We start from the raw sequence: 20832 nt of genomic DNA, 5'->3' as shown, positions 1-20832 counted from the left end.
TATTTATTTCTTTAAATAAATTGATATTTTTAACTTAGCAAAAATTTTAAATCCTATGAAAATCGCTGTTTTAGTTTCTGGAAGTGGAAGTAATTTGCAAGCAATCATCGATGCTGTTCAACAAGAAAGGCTTACCAATGTGGAAATCGCCTGCGTGATTGCCGATAGAAATTGCTATGCCATGGAGCGCGCACTAGAAGCAGAAATCCCTACTTGGTTTGTTGATAAAAAAGAGGAAGATATCAACCAAGCCATAGATGAGATTTGCAAAGAAAACAGCGTGGATTTAATTGTTTTGGCAGGATTTCTTTCTATTTTAAATAAAGATTTTTGCCAAAAATGGGATAAAAAAATCATTAATCTTCACCCTTCTCTATTACCAAAATTTGGCGGAAAAGGCATGCACGGAATGCATGTGCACAAGGCTGTGATTGCTGCTGGCGAAACAGAAAGTGGCGCAAGTGTGCATTATGTTACTGCAGGAATTGATGAGGGCGAGGTAATTGCTCAAATGCGTTTTGATATTCCAGCGGGTAGCGATGTGGCTTTTGTTGCAGGAAAAATTGCAGAAATTGAAAAACCTCTACTAATTTCTGTTATCGATAAATTGTCTAAAAAATATTAATCTAAATATTTCAAAAACTCTTTTCTTGGGATTAATCGTGCGCCAAGTGAGGCTAAATGCTTTGTATAAACTTGGCAATCTATTAAGTCTAAATGATCTTTCATTTTCTGAACAAACCATATAAATCCCGCTTTGGAGGCATTGCTTTCTTTAGCAAACATGCTTTCGCCACAAAATACTCGATTGATTTTCACGCCATACAATCCTCCTACAAGTTCTGCCTCTTGATTCCAAACCTCTACACTATGTGCTAGCCCTAGCTGATGCAACTTTACATAATTATCTATGATTTCTTGCGTAATCCAAGTTCCGTCCTGTCCTTCGCGATAAATCTTTTGGCAATTTTTCATTACTCCTAGAAAATCTTTATTTATCGTAAAAGTAAAAGTCTCATCGCGAAATACTTTTTTCATACTTTTACTTATTTTCAACTCATCAGGAAAAAGCACCATTCTTGGATCTGGGCACCACCAAATCACGGGCTCTCCTTGATTGTACCAAGGAAAAATGCCAAGATGATACGCCGTAATGAGGCGAGGAAGCTCCAGCGACATACTGAATGCCAAGATTCCATCACTATCTGCCATCTCTGCTGGCGGAAAAGGCTGATTTCGTTCTAAAAACAACATACCCAAAGGTAATAAAAAAAGCTCTCTCTACCAATGGTAAAGAGAGCTTAAATTTAAAGTTGGATTAAATTATTTAATCACAACTGTCATATCTACTCTTCTAGCTTTTGCAGCTGGAACACCTTTGTCGATCCCGAAGAATGCAGAGTATAATCTATCTCTAGAAATTCCTCTATCAACCAAGGCTTTAGTAATCGCTTCTGCGCGTTTCATAGAAAGTTGATTGTTATACTCAACGCTACCTACATTACTTGCGTATCCTTCAAGGACTACAGAAAGTTCTGGGTTTTGTTTAAGCACTTTTGCCACATCATTGATGTAAGCAATGTCATCGCTAGAAACGGCATAAGAGTTATTTGCAAAATAAACTTGTCTTTTGAAGTTTTTGTACTTCGCTAGTAACTCTTCTAAAGCTGAACGACGCTCTGGAGAGATGGTAGATGTAGAGTTGTTGAATGAACTCTGTAATCTCTTAAGAGAATCTAGCTTTTGCTCCAAGGCTGAGATTTGAGAAGAAGTTCCGTTGTCTAAATAAGAGGTAGTGCTACCTTGTCCTGGCACTACTACATTAGACGCTCCTCCTTTTCCAATCAAAGCTAGCATAAGATTGTCTAATCTGTCATTAACTTTTTGTACTTGACTAGCTAAATCATTCTTTTGGCAAGAACCACAAGACTTTTTAGCCTTTTGTGATTTTTGTGCAGGCACTTCGCTGAAGCTACCTACATAGTAGCTAATAGAATCTTGCTTTTCAAATCTTTTGATTTGCTCAATTCTTTTTTCTGCTACCATTTTCAAGAAAGATTTAAGCTCATCTTTTGACATCACAATCTGGCTATCAGCTGAATATTTTTGTTTGCTCTTTTTGTTTTGTTGAGCATTACCAGTGAAACCGATTGCTAGCAAAAAGCTAAGACCTAAAACTTTATATTTATTCATAATGTTTCGTTTAAATGTTGTTTATTGATTATAATCCGAATTTGTAACCTACAGAGATTTTGTTGAAATCTGCAAGATTTAAAGCGGTGTAATCAACATACAATTTACCATTCAATACATTGAATGAAGTACCAACTACTAAGTTAGCTCCAAAGCTAGAATCATCATCTAATTTGTTGTAACCTAGACCAGCACCTAAATAAGGCTGAACGATAAATCCTCTATCAATGTTAAATTTGTAGATTGCATTAGCGTTAGCACCAAAAGCACCGTCACCTGCAACACCTACATAAAGGCTTGGTTGGAATTCCCAGTTTGAGTTAGTGAACCCGTAGTGTCCTCTGATTCCGATTTCACCTGAAGTTCCACCTCCGAAAATAACTCCAGCATCAACTGAAATACCTTCGTTCACAAACATAGATTTCACAACACCTGTTTCTCCTTCCTCGTTAGTTACAACTGCTGGAGTGTTTGTAGCTGCTGGTGCTGCTTGTACTGGTTGAGCTTGTTGCTGTACTGGCTGTGCGTTTTGAGCTGGCACTACAACTACAGTGTTATCGTCTGCAACTCCTGCTAAGCTAGCAATTCTATTAGAGTTTTGATCTACTTTGTTATTAAGTTGTCTTAACTCGTTTAAAATTTCTTGAGTAGCTGAGTTTTGTAAATTACCTCCTTGATAGTTGTTATAGTCTTTTCTATTTACTTCAAGCAATAGTCTTTCTAATCTATCAATTCTTTGATTTACATCTTGTTGATTTTGTTTAGCTTTTTGGTTGCTGTACTCTTCGTTTACCTCATCGATTGTGTTTTCAACTAATTCTTGTAATTCTTGAGGAGTTAAAACAACTTTACCTGAGTTTTTGTAACCTTTTTCTATTTGTTGTTTTTCTTTGATTACACGAACTGCTTTATCAGAATCATTTTCGTCGTAAGCCTTTCTCAATTCAGCTTCTAGCTCATCGATTCTATCTTGGTAAACTTTGTTATCTGATCTTAATTTTCTTTCAAGAACAGCATCTTCATTAGCTGTAGCTCCTAATTTGATTCTTAAACCAACATTGTACATTTGGCTTTGTTTAAGTTCGCTTGGAGCTTGGATATTTTTCAAGTTATTAGCATCTTTTATATTAGTAGTGTAAAGCAAGTTTGCTGCACCAAACACATCTAAGTATTGTCCTAGAGGAACATTCAACCCTAAACCTCCTTTAACGAAGTAGCTGCTTGGATCTACCAAAGATGGTTTTTCTCCTTCATAGCTAGAGTAAGCGTTCAAGTAACCTCCACCTAAAGTAAGGTATGGAGTCAATCCTCTTGCTACATTCAATCTAGCAACGATGTCAGCACCATACATTGCTAAATCATCGAATTTTTTAAATTCTTCGTTTTGAGTTGCTTGGTAATAGAAACCTCTCAATCCGATGAATTGGTTGAAATCAAATCCTGCAGTACCCCCTACTAGGTAAGTATCTCTAAGGTTCAAATCATCGTTGAATTTAATTTGAGCAACTCCTGGCTCTACAACAAATTTGAATCCACTAAGACCTCCTGAGAATTTTCTTAAATAAGCTCTATCTAATTCAGTAAGAGTTCCAGGCTCTCTACCTCCTAAATAGAATTGTAAACCTGCCAATACAGACCAGTTGTACATTCTATCATCTTTAGAATCTCCTAGGGCTTTTTCTAGCTCAGACTTACCAGCTTCTTGGTATAAAACATTTGCTTTATTCAAGTTGTAAGCTGTGTTTTTACCTTCTAGGTTTAAAACAACACGATCGCTTAAATTAACTTTAGTACCTAGACCTAAGCTTAAGTAAATTTGCTCGTCTTTCAAACCATCATGCTTAAGTTTCTGAACTCCAGAACCTAAAGTCACATACGGAGCTAAAGCACCACCTGTAGGGATGTTAGCTTTCATTTCACCTCCAATTCTTTCTACATCTACATTTCTAGATTGGAATTTTTTAGTGAACTCTTCCCAGTCTTTTCCTTTGATATCAAGTTTATCAATTTCAGACTTAAGATCTACTGATTTTTCGTAAAGTGCTCTAAGCTCAAAGTATTCTCCGAAACCAAAACCAACTCTACCTCCAATCATCAAACCATCTTTGATTGCTGAATTGTTATCAAACCAGTTGTAGCTAGCAGTAGGTGAAAGCGTTACGCTTACATCTTCAACTTGCGCGTTAGCTTGGATTCCAAGAAATGCCAAAGCAGAACAAATAATTGTTTTTTTCATTCTAGTTAAAATTTAAATTTTTATCTTGTTAAATTATGTTGCAAATAGTATGCCTAAGTAAATTTTCTTTTTTATCAATTATGTTAAAAAGGGAGATCGTCTACATCATCGCCAGCGTTTAAATCATTGAAATTCTGATTAAAAGAATCTGCCGACGGAGGAGTAGGCTCTACTGCTGAAGTCGCTACTGCTGCTGCTTGTGTAGCGGGCACTAGTGGCTCTATTCTCCACCCTGTGATGGAATTAAAGTATTTAGTTACTCCTTCAGGGTTCACCCATTCTCTACCTCTCAAGTTAATTGAGATCTTCACATCATCTCCTTCTTTTATATTAGTAAGCAAGTTCACTTTATCCTGCAAAAACTCAATAGCAAGAGTCTGCGGATACTGCTCTTGTGTCAAAATTACTACTTCTTGCTTAGTAAAACCACTATTAAATGTTTGTGGTTCCAATATTTTTTTTACTTTTCCTACGACTTCCATCTATGTATGTTAATTATCTTAGTTAGTGCAAAGATATAGAAATACATATTTTTTCTAAAGAAGTTTTTTCATAAATAAAACACAAATAATACATAAAATTACTATGTTATAAAATTCACATAGGGCAATTTATGCAGAAAATAAAAAAATATTTTTCAAAAAAAATTGTGCTTAATAAAAAAAGTTCTATATTTGCACTCTCAATTAAGCGGATGTGGTGGAATTGGTAGACACGCTAGACTTAGGATCTAGTGCCGCGAGGTGTGGGGGTTCGAGTCCCTTCATCCGCACTTAAAAGAGCTAAACAACATTGTTTAGCTCTTTTTTTTTATTTACCTAAATATCTAAATTACTCGGTTTTCCTCAATCCACTGCATGATTTTCTGGGTTGCACCGAGATTTCTATCAAAGACTGCTTGCGTTTTCATTTTATAAATCGCCAAATCTTCAGAAATCAATTTTTTGATGATTTTTTGAAATTGCGCATAATCACTTACCGAAAAGAGCGCCCCTTCCGACATTAAATCTTTCACTTCTTGAAATTTAGCATAATTCTGCCCGATCACGACAGGCACACCAAACACGGCAGGCTCCAGCGTATTGTGCACGCCACTTTTATTAAACCCTCCGCCTACATAAGCAATGTCTGCATAGGCGTAAATTTTGCTTAAAAATCCAATCGCATCGACTATTAAAATTTTAGCTTGCTCTAAATTTCCCTGCTTTTGGTAAGTCGCCACCTCGTCTTTAAACCTTTCTTTTAAAGCTAAAATAGACTTTTCATTCATTTCGTGTGGAGCAATAATGATTTTCCAATCAAGTGGACATTCCTCATTCATCCATTTCACCCAAAAATCCTCATCCTCTTTCCATGAGCTCCCCACTACGAAAAGTTTTTTATCTTGCTTAAAAGTTTCTACCCAAGGTAATCTTTCGGCTTGGTCTGCGACTTTTTTCACTCGGTCAAATCGTGTATCGCCCACCGCACTCGCATTTGAAATCCCAATTTGAGACAACAAATCCACCGATTCTTGATTTTGAACAAAAAAATGAGCTAAATCGTTTTTTAATTTTTGGGCAAAAAACTTTCCATACGACTTAAAGTAAGATTGATTTTCTCTAAAAATTGCCGAAATCACAATAATCGGGACACCCGCTTTTTTATATTCGCTCAAGAAATTGTACCAATAATCGTATTTCACCAATACCCAAAGTTTTGGTTTTAGAATTTTAATTAATTTCTGTGCATTTTCGGGCGTATCAAAGGGCAAATAAAACACAGCATCGGCTTCTGCATAGTTTTTTCGCACTTCGTAACCTGATGGCGAAAAAAATGAAACGGCAATTTTTGCTTTTGGATATTTTTCTTTGATTGCCTCTATCACGGGACGCCCCTGCTCAAACTCGCCTAGCGAACTGCAATGCACCCACACCCAATCATCATTTGGTGTGATTTTTTGGGTTAAATATTGCCAAACATTCTCTCTTCCCGCTATGGCTTTTTGCGCCTTTTCGTTAAATTTCGATGCGATTTTCATTCCAAGCGACATGGCGCGAACGCCGAGTGTGTAGATTTTTTGCATGAGACAAAGGTAACTTTTTATTCTTTAATTATGTTTAAAATCAAATTACAAATTTGGCTTATTTTCTGAGACTTTCAATGCTTAAAAAAAATACTAACATTTTTCATCTTATATAATTTTATCATCTAATCATTTTTAAGTAATTTTACCCCATTGAATAGAGATTTCACATAACTATGCAAAAAATACAAATGGTGGATCTGGTTTCCCAATACCATAAAATAAAACCAGAACTCGACAAAAAAATCATTGAAGTAGTAGAATCTTCCGCTTATATCAATGGTCCTGAAGTAAAAGCATTTCAACAAGAATTAGAGGAATACCTTGGAGTGAAACATGTAATCCCATGCGCCAATGGAACCGATGCATTGCAAGTTGCGCTTATGGCACTTGACCTTGAGGAGGGAGACGAAGTCATCACTGCGGATTTCACTTTTGCGGCTACCGTAGAGGTGGTAGATTTATTAAAGTTAAAATCTGTTTTGGTGGATGTAGACAAAGATACCTTTAACATTAATGTTGAAGCTTTGGAAAAAGCCATTACGCCTAAAACTAAAGCAATTATCCCAGTTCACCTTTTTGGGCAATGTGCCAATATGGAAGAAATTATGGATATTGCCGAGAAGCATAACCTTTATGTAATTGAAGATACCGCACAGGCACTTGGTGCTGAGTTTCGCTACTCAAACGGAACGAGCAAAAAGGCTGGAACCATAGGACATATGGGCTGCACCTCTTTCTTCCCGTCTAAAAACTTAGGTTGCTATGGAGATGGCGGTGCCATTTTTACCAATGATGATAATTTAGCACACAAACTTCGTGGTATCGTAAATCACGGAATGTATAAAAGATATTATCATGACGAGGTGGGAGTAAATTCTCGTTTAGATAGTATCCAAGCGGCGATTTTAAGACTAAAATTACCTCATCTGGATCATTACAATTCAGCGAGAAATGCAGCTGCGGATTATTACGACAAGGCTTTTGCCCATCATCCAAATATTATAACTCCTCAGCGCGATCCAAAAAGCACGCATGTTTTCCATCAATATACTTTGAGAATTTTGAATGCAGATCGCGATGCACTACAAAAATATTTGGCAGAACACGATATTCCTGCCATGATTTACTATCCTGTGCCGCTTCACCAGCAAAAGGCTTATGACCATGGCGAGTATTCCGATGAGGCTTTCTCTGTAACCATGGAACTTATAGATGAAGTAATCTCTTTGCCAATGCATACAGAACTTAGCGAGGAGCAATTAGAATATATAACAACAACCCTTAAAAATTATTTTAAATGAGTAAAAAAGTATTAGTTACCGGTGGCTTGGGCTACATTGGCTCGCACACCGTAGTCGAGTTACAAAATGAAGGTTTCGAGGTGGTCGTAATCGACGATTTATCTAACTCAGAAGAATTTGTACAAGAAAGAATAGAGAAAATCACTGGAAAACCAGTTGAAACTCACATTTTAGATCTTAAAGACCAAGAAGCTGTTGATGAGTTTTTCAGCCATCAAGACATTCAAGGGATTATCCATTTTGCGGCTCACAAAGCGGTGGGAGAATCTATGGAAAAACCTTTGATGTATTACAGAAACAACATTTTAGGTCTTTTAAACTTGCTTGAAGCTGCTAAAGAAAATAATGTAGACAACTTCATCTTTAGTTCATCTTGCACCGTTTATGGACAGGCAGATAAATTACCAATTGATGAAACTGCTCCAATCAAAAAAGCAGAAAGTTCTTACGGTAAAACTAAACAAATGGGCGAAGAGATTTTAGAAGATTTCTCTCGTGCGTTCAACAAGCATGTGATTGCGCTTAGATACTTTAACCCAATTGGAGCCCACCCAAGTGCTTTGATCGGGGAATTGCCTAAAGGCGTGCCAAATAACTTAATCCCATTTGTAACTCAAACTGCAGCAGGCATCAGAGAATGTCTTTCTGTGTTTGGAGATGATTACCCAACTCGCGACGGAACAGCGGTAAGAGATTACATCTATGTAGTAGATTTAGCCAAAGCCCATGTGAAAGCGTTGAAACGCCTTGTAGAACACAAAAACAAAGAAAACTACGAAGTATTCAACTTGGGAACAGGAACAGGCTCTACTGTACTAGAAGTAATTCAAGCATTTGAAAAAGCAAATGGTGTAAAATTAAATTACAAAATTACTGAACGCCGCGCTGGAGACATCACCGCGGCTTATGCCGATAACTCCAAAGCCTCTAACGAGCTTGGCTGGAATCCAGATACGCCACTTGAAGAAGCATTACGCACGGCTTGGGAATGGCAAAAGAGCTTAAAATAAGAAATTTTTCATAACTTTGTTTTATACATTAAAGAAGCGGCTTTCATATATGAAAGCCGTTTTTGTTTTAATTAAATCTCATTATCTAACTCTAAAACTATTACTTCTCCCCTTTTCAGCGATTCGGGAACATTGATTAATCGTTGATTTTCACTACCACGAAAAGGTAAATCTTCATTTTTTAATTTTAGGATAAAATTTCCGTCTACTAGTACATCAATATAAGGTAAAATCTGGGCTAAATTCGGATTTTGCATTATTTTCTCGAAAGTGTAACCCGTGTAGCACCAAATATTTTTGCCCGTTTCTGCCTTTATCTCTTTAGCTAAAAGACTAAAACCTTCAACTTGAAACAAGGGATCGCCGCCACTAAAAGTAACATCATCAAATTTATTTTTCGCCACAATTTCAAGCAGGTCTTCCACTGGAGTCCACACGCCATTTTCTATACACCAAGATTGCGGATTGTGACAGCCCTTACAGCGAAAACCGCAACCCGCCGCATAAATTGAAGTACGAAAGCCTACGCCATCGACACAAGTACCTTCAATGATTTTTAAAACTGAAATTTCCTTAGTCATGCGTTACACGCGCGTTGAGCTCAGATAATTTGGCATTATTCCATCGATTGGTTGTCCCAACGAGATAACCTGTAATTCGCTGTAATTTATCTATGCGTTCGCTATCGCATTTTGGGCAACGCGTTAAATCTTTTTCAGCGTTTTCGTAACCACAATCTAGACAACGATTTCTGTTGTGATTCACCGAACCATACCCAATATTATTAGCATCCATCATATCCACAATTCGCATGATTGCTTCTGGATTATGCGTTGCATCTCCGTCGATTTCCACATAAAAGATATGCCCGCCACGAGTGAGTGCGTGATACGGACCTTCGATTTCGGCTTTGTGCGCCGCGGAACATTTATAATACACAGGCACATGATTTGAATTGGTATAAAATTCCCTATCGGTAATTCCTTTTAATTCACCAAATGTCTTGCGATCTCGGCGCGTGAATCCGCCCGAAAGCCCTTCGGCAGGCGTTGCCAATAGACTATAATTATGCTGATATTGCTGGGTAAATTCTTTGGTTTTGTCGCACATATGGCTTACAATTTTTAAGCCTAAGGCTTGTGCTTCTTCGGATTCCCCGTGATGCTTTCCTACCAAAGCTACCAAACATTCTGCCAAGCCAATAAATCCAATGCCTAAAGTTCCTTGATTAATAACGGTCTCTATGGTATCATTTGGTGAAATCTCTTCGCTACCCACCCATAATTTTGACATCAAAAGTGGAAATTGTTTTGCTAAAGCTGTTTTCTGAAATTCAAATCGCTCGTGTAATTGCTGTGCAGTGAGCGTAAGCATTTTATCTAATTTCTCAAAAAATGCCGAAATTCGTTTTTCTTCATCTTCAATGTTCATGCATTCTATTGCCAAGCGAACGATATTAATCGTGGTGAAAGATAAATTCCCACGCCCTACAGAAGTTTTTTCGCCAAAATGATTTTCAAACACGCGTGTACGGCAGCCCATGGTTGCCATTTCATACATATATCGTTTTGGGTCGTTTTCTTGCCATTTTTCATGCTGATTAAAGTCCGCATCTAAGTTTAAGAAATTTGGAAAAAAGCGTTTTGCCGTTACCTTGCACGCCATTTTATATAAATCATAATTTGGATCATTTTCAAGATAGCTCACGCCACGTTTTTTCTTCCAAATCTGAATCGGGAAAATCGCTGTGGCACCATTTCCCACGCCTTCGTAAGTACTTCTTAGCAATTCACGAATCACACATCTCCCTTCGGGCGAAGTATCTGTCCCATAATTTATAGAGCTAAAAACCACTTGGTTTCCGCCACGAGAATGAATGGTATTCATGTTGTGAATAAAAGCCTCCATGGCTTGGTGCACACGCTCAGTCGTTTTGTTCATGGCATGTTGCAACACTCGCTCTTCGCCTTGCAATCCGTCTAATTCTTTGAATAAATAATCCTTGAATTCTTTTTGATAAAGATGCGAAAAATCTTGTCCGTAAAGTGTTTCAAGAGTTTTTAATTCTTCGATAAAACTCGAACGAACAAAAGGTGCCAAATAAAAATCAAATGCCGGAATGGCTTGTCCGCCATGCATTTCATTTTGCACCGTTTCAAGCGAAATACAGGCAAGCATACTCGCCGTTTCGATACGCTTGGCGGGACGAGATTCTCCGTGCCCCGCATTGAACCCTTCTTGCAAAATTTTGTCTAAAGGATGCTGAACGCAGGTTAAACTTTTGGTAGGATAATAATCTTTGTCGTGAACGTGAATATACGCATTTCTTATTGCCTCACGCACAGGTTCCGTCAATAAAAAGTCGTCTACAAACGGCTTGGTGCTTTCGCTGGCAAATTTCATCATCATGCCCGCAGGCGTGTCGGCGTTCATGTTGGCGTTTTCACGCGTAATATCGTTTGATTTGGTTTCTATAATCTCCAAGAAAACATCTCGGGTTTTGGCTTTGCGGGCAATGTTTCGCTGATCGCGGTAGGTGATGTATTTTTTTGCCACATCCTTGCGCGGACTTTTCATCAAGTGCATTTCCACTTGGTCTTGAATTTCCTCTACGCTCATTTGTTCCTTAGAGGCACATGCAATGTGGTTGGCTATTTTTTGGATTAAAGTTTCATCGGCTCCCGCATCGGTATGCAACATGGCTTTGCGGATTGCGGTGCATATTTTTTCTTCGTTAAAACCTACGATTCTCCCGTCTCTTTTGATTACAGATTGTATCATTTTTTATAAATGTGTGTGTTTTGTTCTTTTAAACTAAAAAAACATTTAAACAAATCATTATCAACCAAATAAAAGAATAATTTATTTAAATATTGACACAAATATATAACTTACCCGACGGGGAAAGGAAGTTTAGGCTGTGATATAAATCAGCAGTGTTTTTTTATGCTTTTTAAACTTTATTTGGCACAGATTTAGTGCTTGCGAAAATCGCAAAAAATCAGATTTTAATCTAATTTTTTAGTAAGCTTTTCAAATTGTTTTTTAGGCATTTTTTCTTGGTATAAAATTTTATATACCGCCTTCAAAATTGGCATTTTTAAATCATTTGCTTCAGCGATTTGTCGGATACCTTCGGTGGCATAATAACCTTCTGGCACCATATTCATTTCCATGAGTGCAGATTTCACGGTGTAGCCCTTTCCAATCATGGTGCCGAGCATACGATTTCGGCTGAAATAAGAATACCCCGTCACGAGCAAATCACCCAAATACACAGAATCATTAATATTTCGTTTTACGGGACTAATCTTCTTCAAATATTTCTTCATCTCACGAATGGAATTGCTCATCAACACCGCTTGAAAGTTGTCGCCATAGCCTAATCCATGGGCAATTCCTGCAGCAATGGCAAACATGTTTTTAATCACTGCGGCGTGTTCTATGCCATAAATATCTTCGCTCGCACTCACATTTACATAATCACAAGTTAAAATTCTTTTAGCAATATAAGCTTTTCTCGGGTCTGAAAATCCAACTGTAATGTACGAAAGTCGCTCAAGTGCAATTTCCTCCGCATGGCATGGACCTGCGATAACGCCAATATTTTCCTCCGGAACTTTAAGTTCTTCTTTTAAATAATCTGTAATGATTTGGCATTTTTGAGGAATAAGTCCCTTTATTGCGGTAACCACAATTTTATCTTTCAACGAAACCTTTAAATCCTTTAACGCATCTAGCAAATAGATCGACGGGATAACGAGCAACACTACATCGCTATTGCGCACTAATTGATTTATACTTGTGGTAACTCTCAGCTTTTCTGCATTAAATTCTACCGATGATAAATAGTTGGGATTTCTACATTCTTGCTGGATATAATTGCGCACGGTCGCATTTCTCACGCACCAATTTACCTTGGGTAAATTTTCGCATAAAATCTTAACGATTGCAGTGGCAAAACTACCGCTACCTAATACGCCTACGCGTAGATTTGATGTAAAGGTTTCCATAGATAAACACAAATATAACTAAATCATTTTATTTTTTCTTTGTATTTACAAAAAGAAACTACAATTTTGTAGCTTTTAAAACCTATATTTTGTACAAAAGACTTATTAGCGAAACCGTAATTTATGGCATAGGTGCAATATTGCCTAGAGTGATTAATTTTGCCTTAACGCCTTATTACATCAAGGAGCTAGACACTATTGAGTATGCTGCTTTCACCAATTTATATGCTTTAATTTCGTTTGTAAACATCGTTTTGACCTTTGGATTTGAAACAGCTTTTTTCCGATTTGCGGCAGAACCAGACCAAAAAATGAAGGCTCTCAGCACTAGTTCCATCTTCTTATTTGTCAATGCCTTATTATTTTTAATCATCTGTATGGTTTTTGACCAAGGAATTGCCAATATGCTTGATTTCAGTTCTCACCCAGAGTACATTCGCTGGTTTGGCTGGATTGCATTTTTCGACACCCTGTGCGTTATTCCGTTTGCGTGGCTACGATTCAATAATCGTCCCATTCGCTACTCGGCGGTGCGTGTAACCTCATCGATTGCACAAACGCTTTTGGTTTTAAGTTTATTCATTGTAATTCCGCTAGAAGTTTCCTATTCATTTGGTTTAAGAGATAAAGTTTCGTTTCCGTTCTTTAGTAATCTTTTCGGCAGTTTAATTTCGTTTTTACTGCTTTCGCCTATTGTGGCTAAAGTGAACTTTAAATTTGACATAGCTTTATTTAAACGAATGATTAAATATGCTTATCCTGTAATGCTAGCAGGTTTAGCTTTTATGGTCAATGAAAATTTAGACAAAGCCATGCAGCGATTTGTAATCTCGGACACGCACGCAGGAGCCTATGGTGGCTGCTACAAATTAGCCGTTTTGATGACGCTTTTCGTTACCGCTTATCGATTAGGCGTTGAGCCGTTTTTCTTTAAACAAATGGAAAAAGCCGATGCCCGAAAAACTTATGCCCGCGTGACAGAATATTTTGTAATCGCCGCAAGTTTTGCCGCTCTAGCCTTAATTGCAAATATCGACTGGCTGAAAGAATTGTTTATCCGAGATAGAGCTTACTGGGTAGCCATCGACATTGTTCCGATTATTGTAATTGCCAATCTATTTTTCGGAATTTATTACAACATGTCCACTTGGTACAAAGTTACCGATCGCACTCAAATGGGAACAATCATTTCATGGGCAGGAGCTGGTGTTACGATACTTATGAATTTACTTTTATTGCCCTACTTTGGGTTTATGATTTCCGCTTGGGCAACGCTACTCGCCTACTTTGTAATGATGTGCCTGAGCTACATCTTGGGGCAAAAATATTACACAATACCCTACCGAATGAAAAAAATTCTCTTATATTTAGGGCTGTGTATCGCATTTAGCTTTATAGGCTATGTAGTATTTAGTGCCAATTTCTGGATAAGCAATTTGTTATTAATTATTTACGGAGGCATTATTTTTGTCATAGAATATAAAACACTACAATTAAAATTAAACCGATGAAAATTAAAATAATCAACAAATCAAAGCACTCGTTGCCAGAATACAAAACAGAAGGAGCCGCAGGCATGGACTTGTATGCTAATCTAAATGAACCAATTACTCTCCAACCACTTGAACGAGCTTTAATCCCTACGGGGCTTTTCATGGAAATCCCGAAGGGGTATGAGGCGCAAGTGCGACCAAGAAGCGGTTTGGCCTTAAAACATGGGCTCACATGCTTAAATTCTCCTGGAACTATTGATTCCGATTATCGTGGCGAATTGGGCGTAATTTTAGCAAATGTTTCCAACGAGCCTTTTACGGTGAACGATGGCGAACGCATTGCTCAGCTCGTGATCGCGAAGCACGAACGCGCAGAATGGGAATTAAGCGAAACGCTTTCGGACACTTCTCGCGGCGAAGGTGGCTTTGGTAGCACGGGCAAAAAATAAAAATCATTAAAAATCGATTTTTTACCGATTTTTTTAATCCTTAAAAAATTAATTATGAAAAGATTACTCACCTATATTCTTCCGCTTACACTGATTTTTAGTGCATGTGGACCGCAAAAAAATGTCGTGAAAGCGAGAGGCGAAGCCAAAGAGCAGGCTTTGACTACTTTCTATGCTAAATACGACAGCCAATTACCTAAATTTAAGCAAGTTCAAATCAAATCAAAAATTCATACCGATATGAATGGTAAAAATTTGAACGCCAATTTGCGTCTATATATCAAAAATCAAGAAAGAATTTGGGCAAATGCTTCAATTTTAGGAATCACTGGTGCGCGCATCAACATCACACCTAGCAAAGTGCAAGGATACAGTGTTTTAAGCAAAGAATATATAGACAGCAATTTTGATTATTTCAATGATTTATTAAAGGTGAATTTCATTACCTATGATCGCTTGCAACAACTACTTTTAGGTCAGTTATTTTTAATCGGCACTCCGCAAGATTACAGCTTGGAAACTACCGACGATAATCAGTATATTTTGAGCTACGACAAAAATGCTGAAATCGAGAAATCGCCTAAGAAAAACCAGTATATTCATAATTTTTATTTAGACAGCAATTACCGATTGAGAAAAGTAGAAGTGAAAGATCCGACTTCACAAACCAACATCGAAGTAACTTATGATGAGTGGCAAAAATTCAATGATCAAAACTTCCCGAGCTTTGTTAAAATTTCAATAAATGGAAAGCAAAAAGACCTCATTGAATTAGATTACACTAATTTTGTTTTTGAAGAAAATAATCCACCTTTTAACATTCCGAGTGGATACAAAGAAAAAAAGATTAATTAAAACATCTTTCACCTAAAAATTCATGAAAAAACTAGTTCTATTCATATTACTGCTTTGTGTGGGTATCGGAAACGCTCAGTACAACAAGGAAAAGCTGAGAAGAGAAAGCCGTGCCCTGCAAAATCAAATTGCAAAACTGAACAAAAGTTTGAACCAAACTCGTTCCGAGTCCAAAAAATCAATTCTTTATTTAAAGCAATTGAAAGATAAAATCAACGCTCAGAATCAATTAATAAGCACTACGGCTAGAGAAAAACAAGCGATTGACGATGAGATTTACCTATCGCAATTAACCATAAACAAGTATAAACGAGAACTCACTGAATTAAAAAAAGAATACAAAGAGGTGCTCGTAAATGCTTATGTAAACAAGTCTTTGCAGAACAAAGTGCTTTTTGTGCTGGCGTCAAAAAACTTTACCGAGGCTTATCGAAGAATTGAATATTTGGAAAAATATTCTGGTTTCCAAGGGCAAAAGGCTGAAGAAATCGCTCAAAAACAAGCCGCCATCGAAAAAGAAAAAGCACAACAGCAAAAGGCGAGAAATGAAAAAGAAGTTTTGTTGGCTCAGCGTGAAGTCTTAAAAGAGAACATGTTGCGCGAGCAAGATGAGAAAAATAAAATTTTGGCTGAATATAAGAAAAATGAAACCGCAATTTCAGCTCAAATCAAAGACAAAGAAAGACAGAACAAAGCACTTGAGGCCAAAATTGAAGCCATAATCCAAGAAGAAATTCGCATTGCCAAAGCCAAGGCAGAGGCCGAAAGAAAAGCACGAGAAGAAGCTGCCCGAAAAGAGCGTGAACGACTCGCCCGCCTAGAAGCAGAAAGAAAGGCAAAAGCGGAAAGAGAAAAACAAGCTGCCATTGCCGCTGCCAAAGCCAAAGCAGCAGAGGAAGGAAAAAGCCAAGCAACAGAGGTGGCTAAAGTGGAGAAAAAATACGAGGAAATCAATAAAGTAGCAGAAGAGAAATCAAAAGCGGAAGTTGCCAAAACTTATGAAAATCGCACAAGCAACGAGGCACTTTCAAGCAACTTTACCTCAAACAGAGGTCGCCTCCCTTGGCCAGTGGCAAGCGGTGAAGTTGTAGGACGATTTGGAACTCAGCCACACCCGCTTTTACCACAAACTACCGTAAACAACGCAGGGGTAAAAATTGCAACTAAAAAAGGCAGCCCCGTGCGTGCCGTGTTTGATGGCGTAGTTTCGCGAGTAATCTCTATCCAAGGCGGGAACAAGGCTGTGATGATTTCGCATGGGAACTACTTTACTGTCTACAATAATCTAAGCACAGTAAATGTTTCGCAAGGGCAAAAAGTAAGCACTAGACAAACCATCGGTACCGTATATACCGATCCAGACAACAATACGATTCTAGATTTCCAAATCTGGAACGGAACCTCTAAACAGAACCCAGCTAGCTGGATTTCTGACATGTAATATCTGATATTAAAAATTATTTTATAAATTTGTAAAAAACAAAATGCATATGTTAGCAGCCATTTTATCTTTCGTAAGTCCGCAACAATTCTTAATCATTGCGATTATTCTTCTTTTACTTTTTGGGGGCAAAAAAATCCCTGAATTAATGAGAGGTTTAGGAACAGGAATTAAAGAATTTAAAGACGCGACTAAAGAAGAAGACAAAACTAAGGAAGAGAAAAAAGAGGAAATTAATCAACAATAGTTTTAAAAAATTTAATTGTTATGGGAATTTTATTCAATCACAATAAAAATTTGGGATTTACAAAATTCCCATTTTTTTTAATCATCGTTTTGCTTTTTGTATCTTGTGGCAAAAAGTCTGAAAGCTCCGAGCCTTATAGAAAACCATCATCTGGTCCTATCAACTTGGTATCAGTTTTTTCTAGCGATGAATTGTACAAGGAAATTAAACCTACACTCGAGGATTCTTTACTTTTTGGTAGAGTGTTTCCAGGCTTATATTATCCTGCCGAAATCATGTTTGGCACACGCCATTTCGAGGAAAATACGCTTAACCGCTTCAATTCTACTCGATTAATTTTAAATTTAAAGCTGGGTGCTCCTGAGTTTATTGCCGAAAAAAATAAGTTTGCAAAACCGCAAGGCTATGTAGAAGTGCACGGAAATAATGCGCAAGAAATCGCCGACCTTTTGCACAAAAATCAAGACAGCATCATCAATCTTTATCGCTGGGCAGACAGAGAGTTTTTGCTAGAAAGCTATGCATCTAAAGCCAAAGCTAGCACCCCGAATTTAGATGCAATGGGCGTTTCACTTTTAGTGCCAAAGGATTATCAAATCGCTCGTGCCGAGAAAAACTTTGTTTGGTATCGCAAAGACCAAGTCAATACAATTACCAATCGTGATGCTAGAAATAATTTAGTTAATAAATCATCATTCGACATCATCAACATTTTGGTGTACAAAGTTCCGTTCAATAAGCCTAATTTGAATTTGCAGGAATTTATCCAAATCAGCGATTCCATCACAGGACTTTACACCGAGGGCGGAAAAGAGCCAAAATTTGAATACATAAAAAATGGTAACGACTCCATGAGAGTGGAAGTGAAAGACCATGTAACGGTGGAAAAAAATCCAGCTTTTATGGATTCTTACGACTTTACGCCTCTTCCTAGCCCTGAGCCCAATGTATTGGCATACGAGTCTCAAGGTTGGTGGTCTATGACGCTCTCTCAAATGGGAGGTCCGTACACAAGTAAAATTTTGCTTGACAAAAAAAATCACACACTTTATATCGCGCAAGCTATTTTGTTTGCACCGCTTAACCAAGGTAAGAGTAAAAAGAGAGACTACATCACTGCCATGGAAGGACTATTTACAACATTTAAACTGAAATAATGAATTTGACGGAAAACGCTTGGAAAATTTTTGAACAAAGCATTAAGGATTATCATGTAAAAGACGATGTTTACGCTACGCTCAACAATCCGTATGAAAGTAGTAGCCTAGACCATTTGTTGTATCGCAAAAACTGGATCGACACTGTACAATGGCATCTAGAAGACATCATTCGTGATCCTGAAATTTCGCCAGAAGAAGCTTTAAAAATCAAACGCTGGATAGACCAATCTAATCAGGAAAGAACAGACACTGTGGAATATATAGACAGTTGGTTTTTGAACGAATTAAAAGATATTAAAACCTCGCCAGAAGCTAAAATAAACACAGAAAGCCCTGCATGGGCAATTGATCGTTTTTCTATTCTTGCTTTAAAAATTTACCACATGCGAGAAGAGGCTAATCGTGCCGATGCGAGCGAAGAACACCGCAAAAAATCTCAAGAAAAACTTGATGTGCTTTTAACCCAAAAAGAAGATTTGGGCACTGCCATTGAGGAACTTATTACTGATTTGCAAAATGGCACCAAGAAAATGAAAGTGTACAAACAAATGAAAATGTACAACGACGAGGAGTTTAACCCAGTTTTATACAAAAAATAAAAATATAGCTATTTTTTTATGTCTTTAAAACAAGCCCAGCAACAAGTAGATGAATGGATAAAAAACCATGGCGTTCGCTATTTCAATGAGCTCACCAATATGGCACAGCTCACCGAGGAAGTAGGCGAAGTGGCTCGCATTATTGCACGACGCTATGGCGAGCAGAGCGAGAAGGAATCAGATAAAAATAAAGATTTAGGCGAAGAGTTGGCAGATGTAATTTTTGTGGCAATTTGTTTAGCCAACCAAACAGGTACAGACATCGACGCTGCCTTTCAGCGCAAAATGGAACTCAAAACCAAAAGAGACCACGACAGACACGCCAATAACCCAAAACTCCGTTCTTAAATTATGAAACTTATCCACCACTCTGCTGAAATTTTTGGAGAAATCGAAATCGGAGGCTCAAAAAGTGAGAGCAACCGCTGGCTGATTTTAAAGAAACTTTTCCCAGAAATCAAAGACATAGAAAACATTGCAGATGCCGAGGACACCAAAGTTTTGCGAAGTGCATTGCAAAGTGATTCTCGCGAAATTGATATTCATCACGCAGGAACAGCCATGCGTTTCCTTACGGCTTACTATGCCCTCTCTAAGGGAAAAGAAGTTATCCTCACTGGCTCTAAAAGAATGCAGGAAAGACCAATTGCTCCTCTCGTAGAAGCTCTAAGAAAAGCAGGTGCCGATATCGAATATGTAAAAAAAGAAGGCTATCCTCCGCTCAAAATCACAGGAAGAGCCATTCAGCCTAAACATATCGAAATCCAAGCAAATTTGAGCAGCCAATACATTTCTGCATTAATGCTTGTTGCGCCTAAATTAAGACAAGGTTTAGAAATAAAATTCACCACCGAACTTACTTCTAAACCCTATATTGAAATGACCAAAGCACAATTGGAATCTGTGGGAATAAAAGTTGAATGGTTTGATGACGAAACAGGCATTCGAGTGTTTCCTTGTCGTAGGATAAGACGCACCAATGTTGTTGTAGAATCAGACTGGAGCTCGGCTTCGTATTGGTACAGCATGGCGGCTTTGTCCAAAGATTGCGACATCACGCTTTCTACTTATAAAAAAGATAGCCTACAAGGTGATGCACGCTTGGTTCCGATTTATGAAAAATACTTTGGCGTAATGACCCTTTGGCGTAACAACAAAGTGATTTTACGCAAAAAAACAGATTTCACACCACCAGAGGTTATTCGTTTAGATTTAAATAAAAATCCAGATTTAGCACAAACAATTGCCATCACTTGTGCAGGATTGAAAATCAAAGCTATGCTCACTGGATTACATACTTTAAAAATCAAAGAAACCGATCGATTGGTAGCACTGCAAGCAGAATTAGAAAAATGTGGAGTAAAAACCATCATTACGGGAGACTCTATTGAGCTTGTTTCTTTTGAAAATATTTGGCAAACGCCAACTATTGAGACTTATCAAGACCACCGTATGGCACTGAGTTTTACGCCACTAGCCGTGATTCGTGAAATGGAAATTAAAGAACCAGAAGTTGTGGGCAAGTCCTATCCTAATTTCTGGAAAGATTTGGAACGAGTAGGCTTTAACATTCAGCCATAATGCCACAAGATAAACTAGAGGAAGGAGATTTCTATCTTTCGCCCGAAGGTTTTAAAATTAAAACCGAGAAATATTTGCTCAAACGCGGCTATTGTTGCCAAAGTGGGTGCAAACATTGCCCTTATGGCTATGATAAAAAGACCAATTCCTTTAGAAAAAAAAGATAAAAAATAGAATTTTGATATT

At 37.7% G+C, this 20832-nt stretch carries 21 protein-coding genes and 1 tRNA gene; 14 read left to right on the top strand and 8 right to left on the bottom strand.

Features of this window, described 5'->3' with window-relative positions; translation table 11 throughout:
• Positions 1-55: 55 nt before the first annotated feature.
• Entirely contained in the window at positions 56-625 is a 570-nt protein-coding gene (gene purN, locus ORNRH_RS08370) for a phosphoribosylglycinamide formyltransferase (RefSeq protein ID WP_014791421.1), read from the top strand.
• Here purN and aat read toward each other — a convergent pair.
• From aat to ORNRH_RS08350, 4 genes are all read right to left on the bottom strand, one after another.
• Positions 622-1254 carry a leucyl/phenylalanyl-tRNA--protein transferase gene (gene aat, locus ORNRH_RS08365; protein WP_014791420.1) on the bottom strand — a complete coding sequence of 211 codons (633 nt, stop codon included), beginning with the start codon at positions 1252-1254 and terminating at the stop codon, positions 622-624. The genes purN and aat overlap by 4 nt on opposite strands.
• A gap of 69 nt (positions 1255-1323) precedes the next feature.
• Positions 1324-2193: an OmpA family protein gene (locus tag ORNRH_RS11675; protein WP_014791419.1), complete on the bottom strand. Its 870-nt coding sequence runs from the start codon at positions 2191-2193 to the stop codon at positions 1324-1326.
• Positions 2194-2221: 28 nt separating this feature from the next.
• Positions 2222-4429 (bottom strand): outer membrane beta-barrel protein, encoded by a 2208-nt coding sequence (locus ORNRH_RS08355; RefSeq protein WP_014791418.1) that lies wholly within the window; start codon positions 4427-4429, stop codon positions 2222-2224.
• Positions 4430-4512: 83 nt separating this feature from the next.
• Positions 4513-4911 (bottom strand): DUF3127 domain-containing protein, encoded by a 399-nt coding sequence (locus ORNRH_RS08350; protein WP_014791417.1) that lies wholly within the window; start codon positions 4909-4911, stop codon positions 4513-4515.
• A 208-nt stretch (positions 4912-5119) separates the two neighbouring features.
• On the opposite strand from ORNRH_RS08350, the gene ORNRH_RS08345 reads away from it, so the two are divergent.
• A tRNA-Leu gene (locus tag ORNRH_RS08345) sits at positions 5120-5201 on the top strand.
• Between the two features lie 54 nt (positions 5202-5255).
• On the opposite strand, the gene ORNRH_RS08340 is transcribed toward ORNRH_RS08345, so the two are convergent.
• Complete coding sequence (locus ORNRH_RS08340; protein ID WP_014791416.1) at positions 5256-6494, bottom strand: 3-deoxy-D-manno-octulosonic acid transferase; 1239 nt, start codon at positions 6492-6494, stop codon at positions 5256-5258.
• Between the two features lie 176 nt (positions 6495-6670).
• Here ORNRH_RS08340 and ORNRH_RS08335 point away from each other — a divergent pair, with 176 nt between their 5' ends.
• Together ORNRH_RS08335 and galE are read left to right on the top strand one after the other, a co-directional pair.
• The gene (locus tag ORNRH_RS08335; protein ID WP_036601879.1) at positions 6671-7798 is read left to right on the top strand and encodes a DegT/DnrJ/EryC1/StrS family aminotransferase; all 1128 of its coding nucleotides are present in this window, start codon (positions 6671-6673) and stop codon (positions 7796-7798) included.
• Positions 7795-8808, top strand: coding sequence for a UDP-glucose 4-epimerase GalE (gene galE, locus ORNRH_RS08330; RefSeq protein WP_014791414.1), 1014 nt, complete (start codon positions 7795-7797; stop codon positions 8806-8808). The genes ORNRH_RS08335 and galE overlap by 4 nt, the downstream gene beginning before the upstream one ends.
• A 71-nt stretch (positions 8809-8879) precedes the next feature.
• Here galE and nrdG read toward each other — a convergent pair whose 3' ends face one another.
• The 3 genes from nrdG to ORNRH_RS08315 form a co-directional block, all read right to left on the bottom strand.
• Positions 8880-9389, bottom strand: coding sequence for an anaerobic ribonucleoside-triphosphate reductase activating protein (gene nrdG, locus ORNRH_RS08325; protein WP_014791413.1), 510 nt, complete (start codon positions 9387-9389; stop codon positions 8880-8882).
• Positions 9382-11589 (bottom strand): anaerobic ribonucleoside triphosphate reductase, encoded by a 2208-nt coding sequence (locus ORNRH_RS08320; RefSeq protein WP_014791412.1) that lies wholly within the window; start codon positions 11587-11589, stop codon positions 9382-9384. Before ORNRH_RS08320 ends, nrdG begins: the two co-directional genes overlap by 8 nt.
• Positions 11590-11816: 227 nt before the next feature.
• A complete protein-coding gene (locus ORNRH_RS08315) occupies positions 11817-12821 on the bottom strand; it encodes an NAD(P)H-dependent glycerol-3-phosphate dehydrogenase (RefSeq protein WP_014791411.1) in 1005 nt (334 codons plus the stop codon).
• Positions 12822-12910: 89 nt separating this feature from the next.
• Here ORNRH_RS08315 and ORNRH_RS08310 point away from each other — a divergent pair, with 89 nt between their 5' ends.
• From ORNRH_RS08310 to ORNRH_RS12370, 10 genes are read left to right on the top strand one after another with little or no spacing between them, the layout of a single operon-like run.
• The gene (locus ORNRH_RS08310) at positions 12911-14332 is read left to right on the top strand and encodes a lipopolysaccharide biosynthesis protein (RefSeq protein ID WP_014791410.1); all 1422 of its coding nucleotides are present in this window, start codon (positions 12911-12913) and stop codon (positions 14330-14332) included.
• Positions 14329-14763 (top strand): dUTP diphosphatase, encoded by a 435-nt coding sequence (gene dut, locus ORNRH_RS08305; RefSeq protein WP_014791409.1) that lies wholly within the window; start codon positions 14329-14331, stop codon positions 14761-14763. Before ORNRH_RS08310 ends, dut begins: the two co-directional genes overlap by 4 nt.
• A gap of 54 nt (positions 14764-14817) precedes the next feature.
• Complete coding sequence (locus ORNRH_RS08300; RefSeq protein WP_014791408.1) at positions 14818-15618, top strand: DUF4292 domain-containing protein; 801 nt, start codon at positions 14818-14820, stop codon at positions 15616-15618.
• Between the two features lie 22 nt (positions 15619-15640).
• Positions 15641-17059: a murein hydrolase activator EnvC family protein gene (locus tag ORNRH_RS08295; RefSeq protein ID WP_014791407.1), complete on the top strand. Its 1419-nt coding sequence runs from the start codon at positions 15641-15643 to the stop codon at positions 17057-17059.
• 49 nt (positions 17060-17108) lie between these two features.
• Positions 17109-17306: a twin-arginine translocase TatA/TatE family subunit gene (tatA, locus tag ORNRH_RS08290; protein ID WP_036601874.1), complete on the top strand. Its 198-nt coding sequence runs from the start codon at positions 17109-17111 to the stop codon at positions 17304-17306.
• Positions 17307-17326: 20 nt separating this feature from the next.
• Entirely contained in the window at positions 17327-18463 is a 1137-nt protein-coding gene (locus tag ORNRH_RS08285; protein WP_014791405.1) for a DUF4837 family protein, read from the top strand.
• Positions 18463-19065 (top strand): DUF4254 domain-containing protein, encoded by a 603-nt coding sequence (locus ORNRH_RS08280; protein ID WP_014791404.1) that lies wholly within the window; start codon positions 18463-18465, stop codon positions 19063-19065. The genes ORNRH_RS08285 and ORNRH_RS08280 overlap by 1 nt, the downstream gene beginning before the upstream one ends.
• Positions 19066-19083: 18 nt before the next feature.
• Positions 19084-19413 carry a nucleotide pyrophosphohydrolase gene (locus ORNRH_RS08275; RefSeq protein WP_014791403.1) on the top strand — a complete coding sequence of 110 codons (330 nt, stop codon included), beginning with the start codon at positions 19084-19086 and terminating at the stop codon, positions 19411-19413.
• 3 nt (positions 19414-19416) lie between these two features.
• A complete protein-coding gene (locus ORNRH_RS08270) occupies positions 19417-20646 on the top strand; it encodes a 3-phosphoshikimate 1-carboxyvinyltransferase (RefSeq protein ID WP_014791402.1) in 1230 nt (409 codons plus the stop codon).
• Positions 20646-20813: a DUF5522 domain-containing protein gene (locus ORNRH_RS12370; protein ID WP_014791401.1), complete on the top strand. Its 168-nt coding sequence runs from the start codon at positions 20646-20648 to the stop codon at positions 20811-20813. Before ORNRH_RS08270 ends, ORNRH_RS12370 begins: the two co-directional genes overlap by 1 nt.
• Positions 20814-20832: the final 19 nt, after the last annotated feature.

It is taken from the genome of Ornithobacterium rhinotracheale DSM 15997 (genome assembly GCF_000265465.1).
In the GTDB taxonomy this organism is placed as follows: Bacteria; Bacteroidota; Bacteroidia; order Flavobacteriales; family Weeksellaceae; genus Ornithobacterium; species Ornithobacterium rhinotracheale.
Note: the sequence above shows the minus strand (reverse complement) of the source record. Positions and strands in the feature narration are given on the sequence as shown.